At 59.0% G+C, this 23,434-nt stretch carries 18 protein-coding genes; 13 read left to right on the top strand and 5 right to left on the bottom strand.

Translation table 11 applies throughout. The features are described 5' to 3' along the window. The first annotated feature begins 61 nt into the window (after window positions 1-61). Window positions 62-2,746, top strand: coding sequence for a beta-glucosidase family protein (locus tag HDF16_RS22250; protein WP_184221753.1), 2,685 nt, complete (start codon window positions 62-64; stop codon window positions 2,744-2,746). Window positions 2,747-2,953: 207 nt separating this feature from the next. Here the strand turns inward: HDF16_RS22250 and smpB are convergent, their stop codons facing one another. Next, a complete protein-coding gene (gene smpB / locus HDF16_RS22245) occupies window positions 2,954-3,493 on the bottom strand; it encodes an SsrA-binding protein SmpB (protein WP_184221752.1) in 540 nt (179 codons plus the stop codon). A 347-nt stretch (window positions 3,494-3,840) separates the two neighbouring features. Between smpB and HDF16_RS22240 the strand changes: the two genes are divergently transcribed. The 5 genes from HDF16_RS22240 to queF all read left to right on the top strand — a co-directional run bounded on the left by HDF16_RS22240 (window position 3,841) and on the right by queF (window position 9,124). Beyond that, entirely contained in the window at window positions 3,841-6,303 is a 2,463-nt protein-coding gene (locus HDF16_RS22240; protein WP_184221750.1) for a cohesin domain-containing protein, read from the top strand. A gap of 38 nt (window positions 6,304-6,341) precedes the next feature. Next, window positions 6,342-6,821, top strand: a complete 480-nt coding sequence (locus HDF16_RS22235; RefSeq protein WP_184221861.1) for a prepilin-type N-terminal cleavage/methylation domain-containing protein — start codon at window positions 6,342-6,344, stop codon at window positions 6,819-6,821. Beyond that, window positions 6,815-7,249 carry a type II secretion system protein gene (locus HDF16_RS22230; protein WP_184221748.1) on the top strand — a complete coding sequence of 145 codons (435 nt, stop codon included), beginning with the start codon at window positions 6,815-6,817 and terminating at the stop codon, window positions 7,247-7,249. The genes HDF16_RS22235 and HDF16_RS22230 overlap by 7 nt, the downstream gene beginning before the upstream one ends. A 180-nt stretch (window positions 7,250-7,429) precedes the next feature. Then, entirely contained in the window at window positions 7,430-8,665 is a 1,236-nt protein-coding gene (locus HDF16_RS22225) for a M48 family metalloprotease (protein ID WP_246409665.1), read from the top strand. A gap of 45 nt (window positions 8,666-8,710) precedes the next feature. Next, a complete protein-coding gene (gene queF / locus HDF16_RS22220) occupies window positions 8,711-9,124 on the top strand; it encodes a preQ(1) synthase (protein ID WP_184221746.1) in 414 nt (137 codons plus the stop codon). 2 nt (window positions 9,125-9,126) lie between these two features. Here queF and HDF16_RS22215 read toward each other — a convergent pair whose 3' ends face one another. Then, complete coding sequence (locus HDF16_RS22215; protein ID WP_184221744.1) at window positions 9,127-9,597, bottom strand: DUF1348 family protein; 471 nt, start codon at window positions 9,595-9,597, stop codon at window positions 9,127-9,129. 50 nt (window positions 9,598-9,647) lie between these two features. Between HDF16_RS22215 and HDF16_RS22210 the strand changes: the two genes are divergently transcribed. The 6 genes from HDF16_RS22210 (at window position 9,648) to HDF16_RS22185 (ending at window position 19,596) form a co-directional block, all read left to right on the top strand. Next, window positions 9,648-10,931 (top strand): spinster family MFS transporter, encoded by a 1,284-nt coding sequence (locus HDF16_RS22210; RefSeq protein ID WP_184221742.1) that lies wholly within the window; start codon window positions 9,648-9,650, stop codon window positions 10,929-10,931. A 20-nt stretch (window positions 10,932-10,951) separates the two neighbouring features. Beyond that, complete coding sequence (locus tag HDF16_RS22205) at window positions 10,952-12,115, top strand: glycosyltransferase (RefSeq protein ID WP_348641395.1); 1,164 nt, start codon at window positions 10,952-10,954, stop codon at window positions 12,113-12,115. A 49-nt stretch (window positions 12,116-12,164) separates the two neighbouring features. After that, window positions 12,165-13,367 carry a peptidylprolyl isomerase gene (locus HDF16_RS22200; protein ID WP_184221740.1) on the top strand — a complete coding sequence of 401 codons (1,203 nt, stop codon included), beginning with the start codon at window positions 12,165-12,167 and terminating at the stop codon, window positions 13,365-13,367. Between the two features lie 109 nt (window positions 13,368-13,476). After that, window positions 13,477-14,934: a carboxylesterase/lipase family protein gene (locus HDF16_RS22195; RefSeq protein WP_184221738.1), complete on the top strand. Its 1,458-nt coding sequence runs from the start codon at window positions 13,477-13,479 to the stop codon at window positions 14,932-14,934. Between the two features lie 151 nt (window positions 14,935-15,085). Beyond that, on the top strand, window positions 15,086-18,622 hold the full coding sequence (gene dnaE / locus HDF16_RS22190) for a DNA polymerase III subunit alpha (RefSeq protein WP_184221736.1): 3,537 nt from the start codon (window positions 15,086-15,088) through the stop codon (window positions 18,620-18,622). A 122-nt stretch (window positions 18,623-18,744) separates the two neighbouring features. Continuing rightward, entirely contained in the window at window positions 18,745-19,596 is an 852-nt protein-coding gene (locus HDF16_RS22185) for an acetyl-CoA carboxylase carboxyltransferase subunit alpha (RefSeq protein WP_184221733.1), read from the top strand. A 17-nt stretch (window positions 19,597-19,613) separates the two neighbouring features. On the opposite strand, the gene HDF16_RS22180 is transcribed toward HDF16_RS22185, so the two are convergent. The 3 genes from HDF16_RS22180 to HDF16_RS22170 all read right to left on the bottom strand — a co-directional run bounded on the left by HDF16_RS22180 (window position 19,614) and on the right by HDF16_RS22170 (window position 22,143). Next, window positions 19,614-20,651: a sialidase family protein gene (locus HDF16_RS22180; RefSeq protein WP_184221731.1), complete on the bottom strand. Its 1,038-nt coding sequence runs from the start codon at window positions 20,649-20,651 to the stop codon at window positions 19,614-19,616. Between the two features lie 7 nt (window positions 20,652-20,658). After that, window positions 20,659-21,273 carry a ribosome biogenesis GTP-binding protein YihA/YsxC gene (yihA, locus tag HDF16_RS22175; protein WP_184221729.1) on the bottom strand — a complete coding sequence of 205 codons (615 nt, stop codon included), beginning with the start codon at window positions 21,271-21,273 and terminating at the stop codon, window positions 20,659-20,661. Window positions 21,274-21,372: 99 nt separating this feature from the next. After that, window positions 21,373-22,143, bottom strand: coding sequence for a hypothetical protein (locus HDF16_RS22170; RefSeq protein ID WP_184221727.1), 771 nt, complete (start codon window positions 22,141-22,143; stop codon window positions 21,373-21,375). A gap of 354 nt (window positions 22,144-22,497) precedes the next feature. Between HDF16_RS22170 and HDF16_RS22165 the strand changes: the two genes are divergently transcribed. Next, the gene (locus HDF16_RS22165) at window positions 22,498-23,415 is read left to right on the top strand and encodes a hypothetical protein (protein ID WP_184221725.1); all 918 of its coding nucleotides are present in this window, start codon (window positions 22,498-22,500) and stop codon (window positions 23,413-23,415) included. Window positions 23,416-23,434: the final 19 nt, after the last annotated feature.

Genomic DNA, 23,434 nt, shown 5'->3' with positions numbered 1-23,434 from the left:
CCACGACATAGACAAGTGCTTCATCTGCCCTCTTCCGTAAGCGATTCAAGGAGCTTTGCCAATGAACTTCCGCCATCTTGCTGCTTTTGCCCTTCTTTCCACTTCGCTCGCTGTTTCGATGAGCGCACAGATTGTGCCGCCGGAGAAGGTGGACGAGGCGCGCATCGACAAGCTGCTAAAGCAGATGACGCTCGAAGAGAAGATGGACCTGATCCGTGGCGGCTTGGAGCCGGCGGCGATGTATCAGGGGCAGGCGGGATATCTGCCGGGAGTTCCCCGTCTGGGGGTGCCGTCGCTGCGCATGGCCGATGGGCCTCCGGGCGTGCTGACGAAAAACGCCGGACAGGCACAGACCGCGACCATGGGTGTCGCCGCAACGTGGAGCGTGAAGGACGCGGAGCAGAACGGCGTGGCCATTGCGCGGCAGGCGCGGTCACTGGGCATCGACGTGGTGCTGCAGCCGTTCATCAATATCGATCGCGACATCACCTTCGCCCGCGCGTATAACACGCTGGGCGAAGACCCTCTCCTGAATGGAGCGATGGGAGCGGCGGAGATCAAGGGCGAGCAGGCGCAGGGTGTGATGTCGCAGGCGAAGCACTTTGTCGCATACGACTCTGATTCCTACAACGTGTTCGTCGACCAGCAGGCGCTACACGAGGTCTATGTCGCGCCGTTCGATGCCGCGATCAAGGCGGGCGTGGCGTCGATCATGTGCTCCTACAACCGGCTGAATGGGACGTTTGCCTGCGGCAACTCCGACGGGCTGAAGACGATTCTGCGCGACGAACTCGGCTTCAAGGGCTTTATTACGTCGGACTGGGGCGGCGTACACAACGTCCACTTTCTGAACGAAGGCCTGACGATGGAGATGCCCGGGGCGGCCGATCCTGATAGCCCGCTCGCTTCGCTTATCCATAATTACTTCGTTACCATCCCGCCCAGCGGCCCTCCGCCGGCTCCGCTCGACGCGACAGCACTGGCCGGAATGCTCGGCGGCTCGATTCCCGAAGAAAAGGGCGCGGCGGGGATGGACGTCAATGCCTTCCCGATGGACTCCGATCCGGCAACGATGCGTGATGCGATCAAGGATGGTTCGATCACCGAAGCGAAGATCACCGAGGCCGCACGGTATGTTCTGCGAGAGATCGTTCGCTTCGGCTATATGGATGGCAAGCAGAAGCACGATGTGACCCCACAGGACCTTGAAGGCAACGGCGCGATCATCGAAAAGACCGCCGAAGACGCTGCTGTTCTGCTAAAGAATGAGGGCGGTATTCTTCCGCTGAAGACAGGGGAGAGCGTCGCGTTGATCGGCCCCACCGCGGGCCAGGTAGATTCCATCGGCACATTTGGCGAGCGATCGCCCGGTATTCCCGCTCGGCAGGTATCGCCACTTGCAGCGATGAAGAAACTCGCGCCAGGCACTGAAGTTAACTTTGCCGTGGCCGACGATCTTACCGGAGCCACCATCCCCGCCAGCGCGTTGAGCCACGATGGCCAACCCGGTCTCGAGCGGGTCGATGCGTCAGGCAGCAAGACCGTGGATGCGTCATTCGACTTTACTCAAACGAACGGCAAATCGTTGCCGCCCAATACCATCGCGACATGGAAGGGAGAGCTGACCGTTCCAGCCGATGGCGACTACTGGCTCTATCTGCAGATCCTCGGAACCCGCGCGATTCTCAGCATCGATGGCAAGGAGATCGGCCGTACAGGTGCTGCCAAGGGCGCAGTACACGGAGACATCCAGTACGCGACCCAGGACGGCGGACTGCCGACCACGGATGGCCTCGACAACGTCCGCCGCTCGATTCAACTGACCAAGGGAGCGCACGCAATCGAGATTAAGACCTCACTCGACACCTCCAGTGCTCCAGTGCAGGTTCGCCTGAACTGGTCGACTCCCGAAGCCCGCGAGCGCAATCATGATGTGGCGGTTGCGGCAGCTAAGTCTTCCAAGACGGCTGTTGTCTTTGTGTGGACGCGCGACAAGCCGCACTTCCATCTCCCGGGCGATCAGGACAAGTTGATTGAGGACATCGCCGCAGTAAATCCCAACACGGTAGTCGTTCTGAATTCTAGCCAGCCAGTGGCGATGCCCTGGATCGACAAGGTGAAGGGTGTGGTGGAGATGTGGTGGACCGGTGACGAGGGCGGACCGGCCGAGGCCAAGATTCTGCTCGGGCTGGCCAATCCCGGCGGCAAGCTGCCGATGACGTGGGGCAAAGCGCTTGAGGACTATCCAGCAACATCGCCTGCTCATCCGGAGCGCTCATCCGCCGGTGTCGACGGGAAGACGACCTTCTCCGAGGGCGTTCTGGTCGGCTATCGCTGGTTCGACGACCAGAAGATCGAGCCGCTCTTCCCGTTCGGCTACGGGTTGTCCTACACGAAGTTCGCCATGTCGGACGTAAAGGTGAAGCCGAGTGCAGGCGGCGGTGCTGAAGTTTCCGTGAAGGTCAAGAACACGGGAGCGGTCGCGGGAGACGAGGTCGCGGAGGTCTATCTCGAAGCTCCGAAGTCGAAGCCCGAAGGCGTGCAGTTTGCGCCCAAGACGTTGGCGGCGTTCGACCGGATCTCGCTCAAGCCGGGAGAGGAGCGCGAGGTTAAATTGACTATCGCCCCGCGCGCATTCGAGTACTGGTCGGTCGACAAGAAGAAATGGATGAAGCCGGAGGGCTCTCGGATGGTCTGGGTGGGAGATTCCTCCCGCGACCTGACCTTGAAGGCAGAAGTGAAGTAGCTCGGTCTGTCTTTTTACACAAGTATTACGGCTCGTATGTCACACCTCTTAATGTTCCACGTGGAACATTAAGAGGTGTTTCTGGTCTGCGTGAGGGGCGAGCTTCAAAAACACCGGCACTTTCGCATAATCCGGCGATTTAGCCCTAAAAGACACCCCGATCGACGCTGAAAATTGAGCTTTTTCTAGCTGAAGTGTTTAGGACTTTTATCGCCGCTGGCTGCGGGCAATGGCGGCCTTGGCTTCGTTGTCGCCCTCGCGCTTGCGTTCGGTCGCGCGCTTGTCCCATTCCTGCTTACCCTTGGCCAGGGCAAGCTCACATTTGACCCGTCCGTGCCGAAAATAAAGACGTGTCGGGATGAGCGTAAAGCCCTTCTGTTTCGTCATACCTTCGAGCTTCCTCACCTCTTGTTTATGCAACAGCAGTTTGCGGGTGCGGAGGGACTCGTGGTTCATGGCGTTGCCGTGGGAGAAGGGACCGATGTGGGCGTTCAACAGGAAGCATTCGCCATCTTTGAGCAGGCCGTAGGCGTCCTTCAGGTTGGCCTTTCCTTCGCGAATGCTCTTGACCTCGGTTCCGCGCAACGCAACTCCGGCCTCGAACTTGTCGGTAAGAAAGTAGTTATGGCTCGCCGATCGGTTATAGGCCGCGTCGCGCAGGCCCGCGGCGACAGGATCGCGGTCTTTTTCCTTCACGACCGGCTTCGGCTGGTGGGCAACAGTCGGATTGGATAGGGAACGAGGCATCAGAACTTCTAAGTTTAGCAGGATGGTGTACCACTTTGGTCAGTAGCACGAAAGAGGCAGTGGCGACTTCGGGGCCGAAGCGTCAAACAGGTTGCAGATCGCTATCTTATAGAGAAAGAATATGTTGAGGTCGGAGTTGAATCGGCTGACGGCGGCGAGGGAAGTAATCCGGAACGGGATTGCCAACCGCATCTAAACACAAGAACTTAGCACCTCAAATGCTATACTCAGCCGAATCGACGGCATAGATTGCCCCCGCCGTAGACAACATTCCCTGAACCACCGACTGCCAGCGCGTCGCGCCGGTCACTTCAACCTAACGGAAAGCAAAGGAAGTTATCAGCAACATGGGACGCTGGTTCAGCACACATCTTTCGAGGCGTCTTCCCGTCGCTCTGGGTAGTCTTCCGTCTTCTTTGTTGATCGTGGGCGGCCTCGCGTTGACCGTGGGACTCTCCGGCCGCACGGCGCAGGGGCAATCCGCATCAAGCTGGAATAAACGCGGCCAGGCAGCTGAGGCACGACAGGACTTTGACGCAGCTTTCGAGGACTACAAGAAGGCGTACACCAAGGCCCCCAAGGATATTCGCTACAAGACGCGCTACGAAAACGTGCGCTTCAAGGCCGGAGCGGCCCACGTCGACCGAGGCCGTGTCTACCTGCAGGGTGGCGATTCCGGCGCAGCTTTGATGGAGTTCACGCGCGCGCTTGAGATTGATCCAGGAAACCAGACGGCGCAGCAGGAGATCGATATCATCCGCAACCCGAAGGCGGCGGCTCCGCCGCCTTCTTCAGGCCCAAATAGCCGACGAGATGAGACGCAGCAGAAGATTGGTTCGGTAAGCGGAATTGTTGAACTGAAGCCGGTATCGAACGACCCGATTACGTTGCACATGGTCGAAGACACCAAGGTCATCTATCAGGCGATCGGCAAGGCCGCCGGGCTGAATGTTCTGTTCGACCCGGACTACACCTCGAAGCGCATTCCGGTGGATCTTACAACCGTCACACTCTCCGACGCTTTGCGCATCGTGGGAACGATCTCGAATACTTTTTACAAGCCGGTGACGACGAATACGATCTTCGTAGCGGCAAATACACGGCAGAAGCGCACCGATCTCGACGAGATGGCGGTTCAGACCTTTTATCTGAGCAACACCAGCACCGCGAACGATGCGACCGAAGTTCTAACGGCGATCCGCAACCTGCTCGATCCGAGCGTGAAGATCTTCCTGGTGGCAACCCAGAACGCTATTGTCATGCGCGCCACCCCAGATCAGCTTCTGCTGGCTCAGAAGCTTCTGAACGATCTGGACCGGGCCAAGCCTGAAGTCGTCGTCGACGTAGCCGTGCTTGAAGTCAATCGCGACCGGATCCGGCAGCTTGGCATCCAGTTGCCGCAGTCCTTCGGCGCGTCGGTGACGAACACGTCGACTACATCATCATCATCAAGCAGCTCCACCTCGTCGGGAACGGCGACTACAAGCGGAACGACGCTGAATACCCTGGCCCACCTAACCGGAAACAATGTTGCGGTGACGATCGGTTCAGCCGAGGTCGACGCGATGCTCTCGGACGCCGACACCCGCGTGTTGCAGAATCCCCGCATCCGCGCATCGGACGGTCAACGCGCAACCCTTAAAATTGGCTCGAAGATCCCCGTAGCAACCGGATCGTACAGCGCCGGCGCGGCGACAGGTTTGACCTCTGGAATCGGGGTACAGACCCAGTTCACCTATCTCGATGTCGGTGTGAATATCGATATGACTCCGACCGTGCATCTTGATCGCGACGTGACGCTGAAGATGAAGGTTGAAGTCTCTTCGCATACTAGCGATGTGACCATCAGCGGCGTCACCGAACCGATCATCTCGCAGCGCGTCGCCGAGCAGGTCATCCAGTTGAAGGATGGGGAACCCAGCGTTCTGGCTGGCATCATGACGCAGCAGGATAGCCTCTCGGTGAACGGCACGCCGGGCCTGGGTGAGCTTCCATTGCTGAAGTATTTCTTTGGATCGCGCAAGACCGAGAAGCAGCAGGACGAGATCGTCTTTCTCCTGATCCCACACATCGTTCGCGAGTCGGTACTGAGCCGCCTGAATACGCGCGCCATCGATACCGGCACGAGCCAGTCGATCGAGCTACACCGCGAGGGTGGGTCGGCGGTTAGCTCTGATTCTGCCGACGCGGACGCCGGTCCGTCGGCCATCCAGCCCGCATCGACCGTGACCGCGGCTAGCGCGGCGGCTGCCATGGTGCATCCGACGCCACAGAAGTTGAACTCCAATCTGCCCAGCGACCTGCCGCAGACGACTGCTCCGATTGGAGCCGGCGGAATTGCGACTGCTCCCCCCGGAGGACCGTTCGCACAAGCTGCCATACAAGCGGGGGCACGCGCGCCAATCCAGTTCACCATTGATCCCGCGAATAACACGCAGCCGGTAGGCAGCACCTTCCAGACGTCGGTTATGCTCACCAACGCGGAAGACGTCTTTGCCGTGCCGCTGCAACTGCAGTTCAATCCCGCCGTACTCCAGTTGGTCAACGTGGACTCCGGGCCATTCCTGGGCTCCGATGGCCAGGCAGTAGCGCTGGCTCACCGCGATGAAGGCAATGGGCTGGTCGCGCTCTCCGCTCGCCGTCCGCCCAATACGAAGGGCATCAGCGGCCAGGGAACGGTCTGCATCCTGACCTTCAAGGCGCTTGCAGCGGGCGACTCGCCGATCACCATGGTGAAGGTTGGGGCAAGCGACAGCAAGAACGTCAACATTCCGGCCACCGGATCGCAGGCCGTGGTGCACGTGAAGTGAAGCGGCACTCGGAGCGGGCGCTCCTAACCCGCCCCGGCATTCGCAACCGGTCCGGCAAGGGAGCCGGAGAGAGGTGTTCGGAGTCCGGCCTTTCGTTCGTCGAGCTGATTATTGTAGTCACGATCCTTGCGATTTTGGCCGGTGCTGCGGTGCCAATCGCAAGATTTCAGGTGAAACGCCAGAAGGAAAAGGAGTTGCGCAGGGATCTTTGGGAGATGCGGGCCGCCATCGACGCCTATAAGTTTGCGGCGATGAAGGGTGGTATGGTCACCAAGGCGGACAGCATGAACTATCCACCTGACCTGCAGACGCTGGTTGATGGCGTCGATATTCAGTCGAAGAAGGTAAAGTTCCTGCGCAGAATTCCGACCGATCCGATGACGGGGAATACGGACTGGGGAATGCGTTCAAATCAGGACGAGCCGGACTCGGACTCCTTCGGCGGGCAGAACCTCTTCGATGTGTACACAAAGAGCAACGGCACGGCACTGGACGGAACGAAGTACAACACATGGTGATTCAAACGACAGCATCGGGCCGAAGGGCCGCAGCGGCGCGGGGCGGAGAGCAGGGATTTACGCTGCTCGAACTGATGATCGTCATGATCATCATCGGCGTCCTGGCGGCGATCGCGGTCCCGTCGTACCTGGCCTCCGTCCGGAAGGCCAAGGAAGCCGTGCTCAAGGAAGACCTGCACACCATGCGGTCTGCGATTGACTCCTATACGGTGGATAAGGCCAAGGCGCCGCAGTCGCTCAACGATCTGGTGGAGTCGGGATATTTGAAGGCGATTCCGAAGGACCCGCTTACTTCGCGTACCGACACCTGGATCGCTGACCAGAGCGATACCTTGACCTCAGTCGACGAGACGCAGAGCGGCATCAGTGACGTTCACAGCGGAGCGCAGGAGACCTCCAGCGAGGGAACGGCTTACTCCACCTGGTGATGACGTTCTGAATCCAATCGCTTGGTCTCGTCGTTTCTCTTAAGAACGAAGTGGGACGGGCGGACATAGCTCTTTCTGGCCGTTGCTCACGAAAAGGCGCATACTAGCGTCCAAGGACGTGTAGAGCTAGATCTCGCGGTTCGCCAGGCGAGTCCAGCCGAATCACCGGAGATTCTCCCCATGCGTTTCGCCTCCCTCAAATATCCCGTGCTCCAGGTTGGAATGGCTGCGGTTTTGGCCCTTCCTGTTTCGGCGATCGCTCAGCAGACTCCGACTCCCGCATCAACCCCGGCTCCGACCTCCTCAGCCCCGTCTTCGCCCGCGGCTCAGTCGCCGGCGGACACCAGCGCGCAACCGGCGAGCACGCCACCGATCGTTGGATCGGATAAGGATTCCGACAAGCCGACGGCAAAGGACGCGAAGGCGTTGCCGGCCCCGGAGAAGAAGACGGACTCACTGCCCTCTCCCGGAGAGGCGCTCGATCCGCACATCAAAGCTGGCAGCGAGGACGATGTCAGCGCCGTCGGTACGCGCAATATTGGCGGCCGTGGCATGGGGAACTGGTTCTCAACCAACTGGGAGATCTCGAACGGCAAGCAGTATTCGATGGAGATCGAGAAGTCGGCGCACCTGGTGACCGATCCCGTCATCAACGCGTATGTGAACCGCGTCGGGCAGAATATCGTGAAGAACTCCGACTGCAAGGTGCCGTTCACGATCAAGGTGATCGACACGGACGAGATCAACGCCATGGCGTTGCCGGGCGGATTCTTTTATGTCAACTCCGGACTGATTCTGGCTGCCGAGGAAGAGGCGGAACTCGCCGGAGTGATGGCGCATGAGACCGCCCATGTTTGTGCCCACCACGCGGCACGGGAGCAGACACGGCTGGGATACATGCAGATTGGCTCGATTCCGCTGTACATTCTCACCTCGGGGTCGTGGACCGGGTACGGAATCTACGAGGCAACCCAGCTTGCGATCCCGGTGACGTTCCTGCAGTTTTCACGGCAGTTTGAGTCTGAGGCGGACTACCTCGGGCTGCAGTACATGTACCGCGCGGGCTACGATCCGCAGGCGTTCATCCAGTTCTTCGAAAAGTTGGATGCGTTGGAGAAGCACAAGCCGGGAACGCTGGCCAAGGTCTTCTCCGACCATCCGCAGACACCTGACCGCATCAATCGCTCCGAGGATGAGATCGCGACGATTATGCCGGCCAAGCCCGACTACATCGTGACGACATCGGAGTTTGACGACGTGAAGGCTCGTCTGGCCCGGCTGGAGAACAAGCGCAAGATCAACGATGGCAAAGGCGGCAACAAGCCCACGCTGCGCCGCGCCGGTGGAACGAACAACGATCCAAACAATCCATCTTCCTCTACCGACGACCGCCCGACGCTGGGTAAGCACACCTAGTCTGCTTGCCGTGATTCGATCGCCTGAATCCGGTAAACTGAAGAGATGGCTAAGAAGAAAAAGAGAACTACCGGTTACACCGACGACCACGCTAAGGCTGGTCTGGACGCAACGTTTCCTGATATCGAGACCTGGCAGAACCAGTTTGCCGGATACGAGATTCTCGTCGACGACCCTGAGTTCACCTCGGTGTGTCCGAAGACGGGATTGCCCGACTTTGGCGTGCTGACGATCCGCTACTCTCCGCGGAAGACCTGTCTTGAGCTGAAATCGCTGAAGGAATACCTGTTCGTCTACAGGAACCTTGGCATCTTCCAGGAGAACATCGTCAACCAGGTGCTGAATGACGTGGTCAAGGCGTGTGATCCTGTGTGGGCCGTGGTCAAAGGCGATTTCCGGCCACGCGGCGGGATCTCTACGATCGTTGAAGCAAGGTATCCCCGGCCCACTGAGAAGTGAAGCTACAGGACGGAGTCTCCGAGACCGGGATGATCGGCGGGGCGAGCTCCCTGCGGCCAATGGAACTTGCGGTCTGATTTGGCGATTGCGACGTCGTTGATCGATGCCTCGCGTCGCCGCATCAGGCCGTCTTCGCTGAACTCCCACTGCTCATTGCCATAAGCCCGAAACCACTGTCCGGATTCGTCGTGCCACTCGTACTGGAAGCGGACGGCGATGTGGTTGCCAGTGAAGGCCCACAGCTCCTTGATCAGCCGATAGCCGTTCTCTTTCGCCCACTTTTTTTTTAGAAACTCAACGATGGCCTTGCGTCCGGTGAGGAACTCGGAGCGATTTCGCCAGATGCTGTCTTCGGTGTAGGCGAGCGAGACGCGCGCCGGGTCGCGGGAGTTCCAGGCGTCCTCGGCCATGCGGACCTTCTGGATGGCTGTCTCGTGGGTGAAGGGCGGCAAGGGCGGGCGAGCGGTCGACATGGTCTCTCCTTTGGTGCGGGGCATCGTGGCCCTGATATGCTCCCCACAGGATGCCACAGAACCCTGAAACTTCACCGAGCAAGCTGCCCGTTTTGCAGGTTGCCGGGGCGACGACCGCGCTGGTCTTGCTGACGGCGATGAACTTCGTCAACTTTATCGATCGCTACATTCTTCCCGGCGTGCAGGAGCTGGTGAAGAAGGAGTTCGCGCTCTCGGACGAACGCGTTGGGGCGCTGACCTTCTGGTTCTTTGTGACTTACATGTGCGCGGCACCGCTTACCGGATGGCTGGGGGATCGCTTTCCACGCAAGCCGCTGATCGTACTCTCTGCTCTGCTGATGAGCGGCATGAACCTTTTCACCGCCACGGTGCACTCTTACTTTGCGCTGAACTTGCGCCATGCGGCTCTGGGCATTGCAGAGGCCAGCTTCAGCATCTACGCGCCTGCGATGCTGGCGGACTACTTTGAGCCCGACCAGCGGAACAAGGTGCTGACGATCTTCTACACGGCCATTCCGGTGGGTGCGGCGGTGGGGTATGCGCTTGGTGGGGCGTTAGGGGGAAGGTTTGGCTGGAGGGTTCCTTTCTCCGTGTCGGCTGCTCCGGGAATCCTGGTGGCGCTGCTTATCCTTTTTGTGATGAAGGAGCCCAAACGCGGAGCGACGGACTCTCGCAGGGCGGGAGTGAAGAAGGCGGCGACGGAGACGGTCTTCGGGCTGGTTAAAAATCCACAGTATCTTTTCGCGACGTTTGGGATGGCGATGGTGGTCTTTTCGCTGGGCGGTATCTCAGCGTGGGTGCCTAGCTTTCTGCAGAGGGTCGGAGGGTACTCTTCGAGCGCCGCGGGCCTGATCGTGGGGGCGATCACCGTGCTTGGAGGACTTGGGGGAACTGCTGTCGGAGGCTGGCTTGCGCAGCGCTGGCTGAGGACGAACAAGCGGGCGCTCTATCTGATCTCGGCGTGGTCGGCGCTGTTGACTGTGCCCCCCGCTGTGGCCTGCTTCTTTGGGCCAAGGTGGGCGATAGTGCCGGGGCTGGCGGCGGCTTTGTTCTTCATCTTCCTGGGGAATGGTCCGCTTAACGCGGCAATCGTGAACTCGGTCTCGGGAACGATTCGGGCCACGGCGATCGCCTTCGAACTTTTCATGATCCATGCACTCGGTGACGCTCCAAGCCCGCGACTTATTGGATTCGTGAGCGATCGCTCGACTCTGTCCACTGGATTGGGAGTGACGCTCGTCACCATGGTGGTGGCTGCGGGCTTGTTGTTCCTTGGCGCGAAGACAGTGCCGGCGAATGAAAATGCTCCGCCTGAGCGTGGTCTTAGCGCATGATGTTGCACCTTTGGAATCTCGTGTTGCGAGTTTGGTTTGTGCAGGCCTGGATAGTGGCGGTACTTTGGGCGTGGAAGGCGATCGAAGCGGCTCGGGGCCTGCCAACGGTTCCTGATCTTCTGGATGCTGACTGGGATGTGTCGTCCGCACAGGGGCCGACTCTGACAGTGATTGTGCCTGCTTTGGATGAGGCCGAGAACATCGCCGCGTGCCTGTCGTCGCTATTAGCGCAGGATTACACTTCGCTGCGTATTGTGGCAGTGAACGACCGTTCGACGGATGAGACGGGCGCGATCATGGACTCATTTGCGGCGCGCTATCCGGACCGGCTTAAGGTGCTGCATATTGCCGATCTGCCTGCGGGATGGCTAGGGAAGACACATGCCATGGCTCTCGCGGCGGGTGAGTCGGAGAGTGAGTACCTCCTGTTTACCGATGCCGACATCCTCTTCAGTTCCGATGCTCTGCGCCGTTCGATGTCGTATGCGGTTGCGAGCCAAGCGGACCACCTGGTGACGCTGCCGACGCTGGTGCTGAAGCGCTGGGATGAAGCCGCACTGCTTAGCTTCTTTCAGGTTTGTGCGATGTGGGCCTCGCGACCGTGGAAGGTCGCCGACCCGAAGGCGAAGCGTGATGCCGTAGGTGTCGGTGCGTTCAACCTGATTCGTCGCGATGCGTATGAGAAGGTGGGCGGTTTCGAGGCGCTTCGCATGGAGATTATCGAAGATCTTGGGATCGCGCGTCGAGTAAAGCGCGCGGGGCTGCGACAGAGAGTTGCCTTTGGCAAAGGACTGGTGAATGTCCATTGGGCACCCGGCGCGCTTGGTGTGGTTGGAGTTCTTACGAAGAACATCTTTTCTGCGTTCCGATTTCAGATTCCTTTGCTCCTCTTCGCGTGCGGATGGCTATTTGCGTTCTGTGTGCTGCCAGTGGTGGTGATTGTGCCTGAGCTGCTGCTTCCAGCGATCCTTACGGCGTTATCTGTGGCTTTGTTATATGTCGGATTGGGACGGCACTCGGGCATCTCTGCATGGAACGCGGCGCTGGCACCGTTTGCGGCGTGGCTGCTGATCTACGCGTTGCTGCGGTCGATGGTGACGACACTGAGGCAGGGGGGCGTGGTCTGGCGGGGGACCTTCTATCCGCTGGCGGAGTTGAAGCGGCACGTTGCGCCGATGTGGTGACCAGGCAGTCTGCTAAACCTGCGGCGCGGCAAAGTGTTACAACTCCAACATGCCTTTTAGCCGATTCTGGTGTGCGTTGCTCTTCACGATGAACGCGTTTGTGATGGCTGCGCAGAGTTCGCCCGTCGCCGTTATCGATACAACCTTGGGTCGTATGCGCTGCAAGCTCTTCGAGCAGGAGCGCCCGACGACGACTGCGCAGTTCATTGCGTTAGCGCAGGGGACGAAGGACTGGGTCGATCCCGTGAGCGGAGTCGTGGCCCATGGGAAGCCCTTCTACGATGGCACTCGACTCTACGGCATACCGGCGGGAGTTCGCGGAGGAAGTCGGACGTCGGGCACAGCTGGCTTGCCGGGTGTCGCTCTTCCGGTGGAGAACAACCCCGTTCTTCGCTATGACCATCCCGGTAGGCTGGGTATGCGACGTAAGAAGGGACAGGCAGGAACGACTGAGTTCATGATCCTCGATCATGCCAACTCGGAAGATGACGGCGACGATGCGGTAGTATTTGGCCAATGCGATGACGAGTCTTTGCCGGTGGTGACTGCGATCGCACATCGGCTTGCAGCAGCGGACAATCATCCGGAGCGACCGATTGCGATCAATCATGTTGCGATCGTTCGAGAGGGCCAGACAATCCCGCCGGTTGCGCCCGATGTATCAGCAGCATTGATCGTGCCGAAGGCTGAACCGATGATGACGCAGACCGCGCAAGCCCCTGAGCCGACGGGGCCTCTGGCGTTGATCGAGACGACGGTGGGGAATCTATCCTGTCGCCTGTTCACGAAGGAATCTCCCATTGCCACGGCTGTCTTCATAGGGTTGGCGGATGGATCGAAGGAGTGGACGAATCCTGTGACGAAGCATGTGGAGCATGGAACGCGCTTCTACGATGGCATGGAGTTCGATCGAGTCATTCCGGACTTCGTGATTCAGACGGGCGACTCTACGGGAGACATCAGCGGAGCGACGGACATCGGATTCCGCTTCAAGAATGAGAGCTATCCGGGTCTGAGCTATGACCGGCCCGGCCGGCTGGCCTTCGGCAACAATGGGCCTGACACGAACAACAGCGAGATCTTCATCGCCGAACATCCCATGCGGCGGCTCGATGGCGGCTTCACCATCATCGGGCAGTGCGATGATGCTTCGGTGAAGCTGGTGGAGGCCATCGCTCGCGTTCCGAGAGATGCGGCAAACAAACCAATCACGCCTGTAAAGATATTGCGGATCAGTTTTATCTCGCACTGATCTGGAGTGCTGAGAGTTCGAAGAAAATTTCAAGGAGTTTGCGATTCTAAATCGTAGAGAGTTCATCGAGCGGTCTTTTGCTACGGCAACAGCGTTGGGCGGCTGCCGCATGCTTGGTCAGAAGATCCCCTCAAGCGCTAAAGTCCGAACGTCTTTTGGAGTTCTGCGTGGACTGACGCAGGATGGCGTTCGCGTCTTTCGCGGAGTTCCTTTTGCCGAGCCTCCGGTTGGCGCTCTGCGATTTATGCTGCCGCTGCCACCGAAGCCGTGGAAGGGCGAGCGGGACGCGACGAGCTTCAGCGCTTCGCCGATGCAGCCGGGTGAGCAGGGAACTCAGCATAGTGAGGACTGTCTTTATCTGAACGTATGGGCGCCTGAGGGCAAGGGGCCGTTTCCGGTCTTCGTGTGGATTCATGGTGGCGGGTTCACGGGCGGGCATTCTTTCGAGAAGACCTACGATGGATCGGGCTTCGCTCGTGAAGGCGTAATTTGCATCTCCGTTGGTTACAGACTCGGAGTCTTCGGCTTCCTCGACTTCGAATCTGTGCTTGGCTCGAAGTATGCAGGCTCCGCGAACAACTCGGTACGCGACTTGATCGCGGCATTGGAGTGGATTCGCAAGAATATCTCCAGCTTCGGGGGCGACCCGGCTCAGGTGACGATTGGCGGCGAATCGGCGGGAGCGAAGCTGTCGGATATTTTGCTGGGCGTTCCTTCGGCGGAGTCTCTGTTTCATCAGGTGATCTCGGAGAGCGGAGGGGCGGAGCGAGTGTGGCCGAAGGTGCTCGCGACGCCCGTTGGCAAAGGTTTTGCCGAAGCGTGGACGGAGGCGACGGGCCAGCCTGCGGCTGCGATGCTGACTACTCCTGCCGAAAGACTCATCCCTGTTCAGAAAGACTTTATGGACCACTGGCCGCAGCACTTTCCGCTGCGACCGGAGATCGACGGGAAGCTTATCTCGAAGTTGCCGGTGCAGGTAGTTGGCGGCGGAGGGGCTCGAAGCAAGAGGCTGCTGATCGGGACCAATCGCGATGAGAGCGCCTTGTTCGTTGGGCCGCATCCTGGCGATGCTACCGCGCAGAATGTAGGGAATCTGGGGCTGTCGTCGTTTCACGAGACTTATGAGCGGTATAAATCGGTGTATCCGCAGATGAATGATGAGCAGCGGCGAATACGCGCTCTCACTGCGGAAGAGTATTGGGTGCCAAGCCTGAGGCTGGCGGACTCGCATGTGAACGCTGGCGGTACGGCGTTCGTGTACGAGCTTGCCTTTGCGGAGACGAGCGGGCGGTTGAGCGGGTACTCGTATCACTCGCTGGATGTGGGGATGGTGTGGCAGCATCCGCATCTTGATGCGGCGAATGGACAGCAGGAAGCGGTGCTGGGGAAGCAGATTCATGCTGCGTGGGTTGCGTTCATAAAAGGGGAGACGCCCACCGCGCAGGGGCTGCCGGTGTGGCCAAGGTATCGCGCGGATACGCGTCCGACGATGATTCTGGATGTTGTCAGTAAGGTGGAGGAGAGGCCGCAGGAGGCGGAGTTTAGGCTTTGGGATGGGAAGCTGTAGCCGACCGGACTGAGAAACAGGTCTTTCGACTGCGCGGCGCTCCGCTCAGGATGACAAGGGTGTGGGCGAAGGATGGTAACGGTAAGGGTGTGGGTTTGGGACTCGTTTTCCTCAGCCGGAAGAGTCGGGAACGGAAGCCTAAAATGGAGGTATGGCAGCAGAGTTTACCCACCTCCATCTTCATACGGACTACTCCCTTCTCGACGGCGCATGCGATGTAGACAAGCTCGCATCGCACCTGAGCAAGATCGGCCAGACGGCGGCCGCGATGACCGACCACGGCAACATCTATGGCGCGGTTCACTTCTTCAACGCGATGCAGAAGAAAAACCTGAAGCCCATCCTCGGGTGCGAGCTGTATCTCTCGAAGACGGACGACCACCGCACGCTCGCCGATGGCTATAACCACTTTTTGCTGATCGCCGAGAACCAGGAAGGCTATCGCAATCTGGTTCGGTTGACGAGTGAGGCGTCACTGCATGGGTTCTACCGCAAGCCGCGTGTCTCGAAGGATTTCCTCTCGAAGCATACTGAAGGGCTGATCGGCTTTTCGGGGTGTCTTGCGGGCGAAGTCAATCAGCACATCATGGCCGGCAAGTACGAAGAGGCGAAGAAGAGTGCGGGCATGTTCCAGGACATGTTTGGTAAGGGTAACTTCTTTCTTGAGGTGCAGGACCACGGTCTGAAGCCGGATAAAGAGGTCTGCGACGCGATCTTCAAGATGGAGCGCGAGCTCGACATCCCGGTGATTGCAACGAACGATTCGCATTATGTGGCGGCGGATGATTCGCGAGCGCACGAGATTCTGCTCTGCGTGCAAACGGCTGGATCGATGAACGATCCGAACCGATTCAAGTTCGACACGCAGGAGTTCTACATCAAGTCCGCGGAGGAGATGCACCGCACGTTTGCGGAGCATCCCGAGGTCTGCACGCGCACGATGCAGTTCATCGAGCGCTGCAATCTGAAGATGCAGAAGGTGGACAATCCCTTCCCTGAGTTTCCCGTGCCTGATGGCGAGACGCTCTTCAGCTACTTCGAGAGAGTGTGCCGCGAAGGGTTACAAAAGCGGTTGGAGACTTCCGTCGCGCACCTGCGTTCGCGCGGGCTGCTGCGTAAGACGCTTGATGATTACTACGCTCGTCTCGATCGCGAGATTGGCATCATCAAGGACATGAAGTTCCCTGGCTACTTCATGATCGTGTGGGACTTCATCCGCTATGCGCGTGAGCAGAATATTCCGGTGGGGCCTGGACGTGGATCAGCGGCAGGATCGCTGGTCGCTTACTGCATGGAGATCACGGACGTTGATCCTCTGCAGAACGAACTTCTCTTCGAGCGCTTCCTGAATCCAGAGCGCATCTCGATGCCCGATATCGACATCGACTTCTGCATGAACCGTCGCGGCGAGGTCATCGACTACGTCACACGGAAGTATGGCCGCGATCAGGTCGCGCAGATCATCACCTTCAACACCATGGCGGCGAAGGCGGCGATCAAGGACGTTGGGCGGGCTCTCGATATGCCGTATGGCGAGGTCGACCGCATTGCGAAGATGATTCCGCCGACCATCGGCATCACCATCGATCAGGCGCTGAAAGATGGCGGCCCGCTGACGACAGCCTACGAGACGGACCCCAAGGTGAAGGAGATCATCGACGCGGCGCTGCGTCTCGAAGGGCTGATTCGCGGCGCGGGTGTTCACGCGGCGGGCGTGGTGATCGCACCCAAGCCGCTGACTGAGCTCGTACCTGTCACTCGAGCGAAGAACGAAGACATCGTCACGTCGTACGACATGGGTGCCATCGAGAAGATGGGCCTGTTGAAGATGGACTTTCTCGGCCTGACGACTCTGACCGTCATCGATGATTGCCTCAAGCTCATCAAGCGGACGACCGGCGAGACCGTCGACATGGCGACGATCGCGCTGGACGATGAGAAGACGTACGAGCAGGTCTATCATCGCGCGCTTACCTCTGGCGTCTTCCAGTTTGAGTCAGGCGGGATGCGCGACGTTCTGCGGCGGTACAAGCCTACTTCCATTGAAGATCTGACCGCGTTGAATGCGCTGTATCGTCCAGGCCCGATCCAGGGCGGCATGATCGACGACTTCATCGAGCGCAAGTGGGGACGGCGGCCGGTGAGTTACGAGTTGCCGGAGCTCGAAGTGATCCTGCGCGAGACGTTGGGCGTCATCGTCTACCAGGAACAGGTCATGCAGATCTCGAACGCGCTGGCGGGGTACTCGCTGGGCGACGCCGACCTGCTGCGCCGTGCGATGGGTAAGAAGGACGTCGGCGAGATGGCCAAGCAGCGTGAGCGCTTTATGGCCGGCGCGGCGAAGAACAAGCACCCGAAGGATACCGCTGGAAAGATCTTCGACCTGATGGCGCAGTTCGCTGGGTACGGCTTCAACAAGTCGCACTCGGCTGCGTATGCTCTGCTGGCGTATCACACGGCGTGGCTGAAGACGCACTATCCCGTCGAGTTCATGGCGGCACTGCTGACCAGCGAAACTTCGAAGCCGGAGAATGTGGTCAAGTACATCTCCGAGTGCAAGGAGATGAACATCCCGGTGGTTCCTCCGGATGTGCAGTTGTCCTTTGCGAGCTTTACGCCGATTCAGACAGAGCAGGGCAGCGCGATTGGCTTTGGTCTGGCGGCGATCAAGAACGTTGGCCACAACGCGATCGAGTCGATCATTGCGGCCCGTGCGTTACTTGAGGCCGAGGGGAAGAAGGGCTTCGCTAGCTTGTGGGAGTTTTGCGAGAAGGTCGATCTGCGGCTGCTGAATAAGCGTGTGCTGGAGTCGCTGATCAAGGCCGGTGCGATGGACGCCTTTGGCGCGCGTGCGTCAATCATGGCGGCGCTCGATAAGGCGATGGAAGGCGCCGCGAAGGCGCAGCGCGACAGCGCGGCAGGACAGAGCGGGCTGTTTGGAATCTTTGACGATGGACCGGTGGGTGGGGCGAGCACGGATCATGCCCTGCCCAATGTGCCGGAGTGGGATGAACATACGCGATTGCAGAACGAGAAGGATGTGCTGGGCTTCTTCGTCTCCGGGCACCCGATGGATAAGTATCGCGAAAAGTTACGTAATATGAAGGTCGTCACGACGGCGCAGGCCATCGAGATGAAGCCGGAGCCACAGGTGTTTCGGCGCGGACGCAGCGAGGAGCCATCGAACGAGATCTCGATTGCGGGCGTCATCACAGGACTGAAGGTGGCGAAGTCGAAGCGTTCGGGTGAGTTCTATGCGCAGGCATCGCTTGAAGACACCGTCGGCAAGATCGAACTGATTGCTTTTCCACAGAGCTACGAGAAGCTGGCGGAGAAGCTGAAGATCGATGTCCCTGTTCTGATCACGGGCTCGCTACGGGGTGAAGAGGATTCGGCTCCGAAGCTCGCGGTCTCGAAGATACAGGCGCTGGAGGATATCAAGCTGAAGTTGCCGGAGGCGCTGCGTATCAAAGTGCCGCTGCACAGCCCGGACAAGGAACTGCTGGTAAAGATGCAGGCTGTCTTTCGGAGTGCGCCCGGAACGGGTAAGCTGCTGCTCGATCTTGAAGAGCCGGGAGCCTTCTGCGTGGTGCTGGAGCCAACGGACGTGATGGTTGCAGCCGACAAGCTGTTCATCGACAGGATTGAAGAGTTGGTGGGCAGGGGCGGAGTCAGGGTGATCAACTAAGGCGGGATGGTTGAACTTCTACGTCCCACCCATCGCATAAAGCAGAAGCGCGATGGATGGGGCGCCTGGGCATTCTGGGCGCGTGGAAGAACGCCATCAAGTAAGATAAAACAGGCTAAGTTATGGCAGAAATAGAAGCGATACGATCGGCACAGAAGTCCCCTCCGGCGGTGCCGGAAGCGTGGATCAAGACGGAGCTTGCGCGGCACGAGAAGCGCCCTTATCCGATGGACTTTATCTCCGCACTGTTTACTGACTTCAGCGAGATTCACGGCGACCGTGCCTTCGGCGACGACCACGCGATGGCCTGCGGCATGGCGTTTTTTCATGGCGAGCCGGTGATGGTGATCGGCAACCTGAAGGGCCGCACGTTGAAGGAGCGGGTCGACCGGAAGTTCGGCAGTCCGGAGCCCGAGGGCTACCGCAAGGCGCTTCGCTGTATGAAGATTGCGGAAAAATTTGGCCGGCCTATTTTCACGTTTCTCGATCTTGCCGGGGCGTTTCCGGGGCTTGGCGCTGAGGAACGTGGACAGGGCGAGGCGATCGCTCGCAATCTGCTGGAGATGTCGCGTCTGAAGGTTCCGACCATTGCTACGATTACGGGCGAAGGTGGTTCTGGCGGAGCTCTTGCACTGGCCGTTGCCGACCGCGTGCTGATGCTCGAAAATGCGATCTATTCGGTGATCTCGCCTGAAGGTTGCGCATCGATCATGTGGAAGGACGCCAGCAAGAAACAGCAGGCGGCCGCGGCGCTCCGCTACACGGCGACGGATGTCTTGCGGATGGGCTGCGTGGACGATGTGCTGTCTGAACCCGAGGGCGGAACGCAGAACGATCCTGCGGCTGCAATGGCGTTTGTTGACGATCGGCTGCAGCATCATCTGGCGGAGTTGACTGGTATGCCGGAGGCTGTGCGGCTCGAGAAGCGCTATACGAAGTTCCGCAATATCGCCCAGTTCTACACGGTTGGGTGATCCACTGGACTTCGCGTTCAGGGGAGCTTTGGGATCTCTAATTGCGGCAGGCGCACGAAACGGATCGACTTCCTGTTCCAGGTGTAGGTCATGCAAAGATCACCATTGCTGGCCTGGATCAGCGACGGGTAGGAGAACTCTCCCGGTTCGTCTTCCAGCGTTAAGAACATCTTGAAGTGCTCGCCGTCTGTGCTGATGGCGAGGTTCAGAGGCGATCGTCCTTTTGTCGTGTTGTTGTAGATCAAGATGACGTGATGGTCTTTGAGGGCGACGGCATCAATACCCGAGTTTGGGTTCAGAACATCGATCGGTCGGGCTTGTGTCCATGTGTTGCCTTCATCGAAAGAGTCTGAGACCACTACCCTTCCGATGACTTCAGTGGAGCGTGCATAGAGGCGGAGGTGCTTCGCTCCGAGCGAGACGACGGAGGGCTGGATGATGCCTTCGCGCTGGTTCGAGGCGGGATCGGTCGGGGTCGGGACAATTGGGCCAATTTTTGCCCATGTCTTTCCTTGGTCACGACTGCGCTCTATCCATACGGCCCAAGAGTGGTAGGACTCCGTGGAGCTTCCGCTGACGATGGTGCCGTCGGGTAAGACGAGCGGCTTGGCCCTGACGGGGCCGATGATTCCAGCTGGAAGGTGTTCCGTCGCAGACCAGGTCATCCCTTCGTCGTCGCTGTATTTTCGGGCGGCCGTCCAGTTTTGAGGATCGGTTCCGAACTTGTAATAGAGCCACAGGCGCGCGTTCTGCATATGGAAGAGGACGGGATTCCAGCAAGCGACGCCGGGTTCTCGCGCGAGTTCTACTGGTTTTGACCAGGCTGTGCCCGTCTGACGTGAGCTCCAGATCGCCACGTCGGTGTTGCCTTCGGCGGTGCCGCCAAACCACGCGGTGAGAATGGAGCCATCTCTCAATCCGACGAGAGTCGATGCGTGGCTCGATGGAAAAGAGGTGCTGCCGGGCGAAAAGATGAACTCACCCCGGGACTGAGCAGAACCACGCATGGCGACGACCGCGATGAGTGAAAGGACTATGGAAAGGTAGCGTTGCATGGCTGGGTTAGTCTTCGGCCACGGCCATGAGGCGCGACCAGAGAGTTTTTATCCCAGCGTCCGTCTTCGCGGAGATTGGCAGAATCTCGTCGACCTCGTGCTCGCGCTTGAGCGCAGCTATGGATTTCGACAGAACATTTCCTGAGATGCGGTCAGACTTGGTGCCTACGACAAGATAGGGCCGCTGGCTTTGCTTCAAATAGGTAATGAGCTGGGTATCGTTGGGCTGTGGCGGGATGTTGGTGTCCACGAGACAAATGCAGAGGGCCAGCGTCTCGCGGTTCGCGAGATAGGGCTCGATGAATGTAGGCCATTCTGATGAGATCGATCTCGAGATCTTGGCGTAGCCATATCCGGGCAGGTCGGCAAAGATCAGCGTGGGGCGGATCTTCTTCTTCTCGCCCGCGCCCTCGTGCAGGGCAAAAAAATTGATTGCACGGGTGCGGCCGGGAGTCGAAGAGACGTGTGCCTCTTTCGAACCGATAAGTGAGTTGATCAGGGAAGACTTGCCCACGTTCGAGCGACCAAGAAATGCAATCTCTGGCACATCGAAGGTCTTTGCCTTGGTGGGGAAGTGAGACACATCAGTGGCAGAGAGCAGGAAGACCGGCGAGAGGCGCATCTCTCTATCTTATTCTCTCGATTGCAAGAAAAGACCCATCCGGTAGCGATCGTCTCGCTGCCCGGATGGGCATATAGTTTCGTGCGAAGGAAGAAGGCGTCAGGGGTGAACTGTCAGGGGCTCCAGCAAGCTGAAGGTCAAGACAGATTCAGACGGGATCACGACATCCTTGTTTCCGGTGTACGCGGCGCCCGCAGTACCTGCTCCGGCACCAGCCAGACCGCCGATTACCGCGCCCTTACCGCCGCCAGCCAGACCACCGATCAAGGCACCTAGACCGGCGCCGCCGCCGATCAAAGCGCCCGTGCGCTTGCCCTTGCCCTTGGATTCTTTCTCGTACTCGGAGGTGTGAACGCGTAAGGAGCCGATGGACGAGATTTCGATCCCGATGGCTCCTTCGCCCTTGAACCTGCCTCTTCCCTTGGCTGCTACAACCGTCCCGGAGACATGCGTACCACGGCGGAACAAGGTTGCGCCGCGCGCTACGATGGGCTCTTCGAGCTCGCCTGAGAACGCATCGCCAACTTCATTCTTCCCAGCGCTCAGAGTCTCATTGGTTCGAACGACGACGCGGGTCCCACTCGGAGCTACCAAAGCGACCGGCTTGGGCGGTGGAGGCGGTGGCAAAGGAGCCGGTGCCGGTACGGTTGCAGGCTGCACAGGGGTAGCCGCAACGGTGGGAGCCGGCGCTGTGGAGGGTGCTGGCGCGGAGTTGACTGGGGTTCCATCGGAGTTCAGAGGAGCAGGCGCGCTCTGCCCTGCAACGGGTGCCGGTGTGGCTGGCGGTGTCGACTTGCATCCGATCGCGACCATCGTTGCTGTGACGCCTGCCAAGAGAACGAACCTGGGAAGAAGACGGTAAACTTTCATACTCGTAACGGCCTCCGGAAGTGCCCTTCCATACATGTAGATGTTTCTGATTTTGGAGTAGTTGCTCTTTCTCAAGGGCGACTCGAAGTTCGGACCGGGAGGTGGCGCCAACCGAACAGCTCGATGGCCAGGCACAGTCGATCCGACTCCCAGCTAGATACTACGACAAGCGCGGTTTCGTGTCGCAAACGCTGGACACGAATGGCGGCTCTCAACCCATCTTACGGAATGAGGCCCTGCGCGACGAATCGACGACTCAATAAACCTCCATCAGGTAGCTGCAAACCGATTCCCCTGAGTCTTCATGCCGGATTTTTCCGTCTTACAGAAAAGCCGTTCAGGTACAGTCAAAGAGTGATTTTTATCAGCCCTCGCCGTCTTTTCCTCGTCCCAACGATCGCTGCGGTCCTGGCATCTCCGGTGGCGCTCCTTTGCCAGACCTCACCCGTGCAAGTCGCCGTAGCCTCGGCTGCTCTTCCCGAAGCGCCTCAGCCGCAGTCTGGTGTTCTTCTCGCTACTGCAGCTCTTGCCAACGAAGATCAGAGTTCGCAGCAACCGGCTTCGTCCAGCGAACAGGCACCCGCACCAGTGCCCGACCATCCTCTTACCGAAGAAGAGAAGAAGAAGCTCTCTGAAGAGCAGCTCCAGCGGCAGCTTCATCAACGCATGGCCGGAGTGGTGCCGAATTTCAACGCGGTGCTTGGCGGCACGGCGCTTCCCCAGACAGCGGGCGAGAAGATGGAAGCCGCTTTCAGAAGCGCTATTGATCCCTACCAGTTCGCACTTGCCTTCATCACCTCCGGCTACGGGCAGGCGACGGACTCACACAGCTCCATCGATGCCAACGGAACCCGCCACGGCTATGGACAGGGATGGGCTGGTTTCGGCGAGCGATACGGGGCGAACTACGTGGACCAGTTCAACGGGACGATCATTGGCAACGGCGTGCTTCCCGTGCTGCTGCACCAAGATCCCCGGTACTACCGCATGGGCACAGGCTCATTTAAAAAGCGCTTCCTCTACTCGCTTTCAACCACAGTCATTGCCAGGGGCGATAACGGTAAGAAGCAGCCCAACTACTCCAATGTTCTAGGAAACCTGATCTCCGGAGGCATTTCGAATATTTACTACCCTCGTGCCGAGCGGGGATTTGCGCTTACGGTCGAGCAGGGCATGGAGGTTACCGCAGAGGGGTCTTTCGGAGCACTGCTGATCGAGTTCTATCCCGATATACGGCGGCACATCCATGGAAAAAAGAAGCAAACACCCTAGAGAGTGTGGCAACGCAGTT

This window comes from Granulicella aggregans, from assembly GCF_014203275.1.
GTDB lineage: Bacteria > Acidobacteriota > Terriglobia > Terriglobales > Acidobacteriaceae > Edaphobacter.
This window is presented reverse-complemented; position numbering and strand designations above follow the sequence as displayed.

Bases quoted from the DNA above. Each gene is read 5' to 3' on its own strand.
- HDF16_RS22195 (WP_184221738.1), top strand. From the start codon at position 13,477: ATGCTTGGTCAGAAGATCCCCTCAAGCGCTAAAGTCCGAACGTCTTTT.
- HDF16_RS22180 (WP_184221731.1), bottom strand. From the start codon at position 20,651: ATGCAACGCTACCTTTCCATAGTCCTTTCACTCATCGCGGTCGTCGCC.
- dnaE (WP_184221736.1), top strand. From the start codon at position 15,086: ATGGCAGCAGAGTTTACCCACCTCCATCTTCATACGGACTACTCCCTT.
- HDF16_RS22185 (WP_184221733.1), top strand. From the start codon at position 18,745: ATGGCAGAAATAGAAGCGATACGATCGGCACAGAAGTCCCCTCCGGCG.
- HDF16_RS22170 (WP_184221727.1), bottom strand. From the start codon at position 22,143: ATGAAAGTTTACCGTCTTCTTCCCAGGTTCGTTCTCTTGGCAGGCGTC.
- HDF16_RS22215 (WP_184221744.1), bottom strand. From the start codon at position 9,597: ATGTCGACCGCTCGCCCGCCCTTGCCGCCCTTCACCCACGAGACAGCC.
- smpB (WP_184221752.1), bottom strand. From the start codon at position 3,493: ATGCCTCGTTCCCTATCCAATCCGACTGTTGCCCACCAGCCGAAGCCG.
- HDF16_RS22200 (WP_184221740.1), top strand. From the start codon at position 12,165: ATGCCTTTTAGCCGATTCTGGTGTGCGTTGCTCTTCACGATGAACGCG.
- queF (WP_184221746.1), top strand. From the start codon at position 8,711: ATGGCTAAGAAGAAAAAGAGAACTACCGGTTACACCGACGACCACGCT.
- HDF16_RS22240 (WP_184221750.1), top strand. From the start codon at position 3,841: ATGGGACGCTGGTTCAGCACACATCTTTCGAGGCGTCTTCCCGTCGCT.
- HDF16_RS22210 (WP_184221742.1), top strand. From the start codon at position 9,648: ATGCCACAGAACCCTGAAACTTCACCGAGCAAGCTGCCCGTTTTGCAG.
- yihA (WP_184221729.1), bottom strand. From the start codon at position 21,273: ATGCGCCTCTCGCCGGTCTTCCTGCTCTCTGCCACTGATGTGTCTCAC.
- HDF16_RS22225 (WP_246409665.1), top strand. From the start codon at position 7,430: ATGCGTTTCGCCTCCCTCAAATATCCCGTGCTCCAGGTTGGAATGGCT.
- HDF16_RS22250 (WP_184221753.1), top strand. From the start codon at position 62: ATGAACTTCCGCCATCTTGCTGCTTTTGCCCTTCTTTCCACTTCGCTC.
- HDF16_RS22230 (WP_184221748.1), top strand. From the start codon at position 6,815: ATGGTGATTCAAACGACAGCATCGGGCCGAAGGGCCGCAGCGGCGCGG.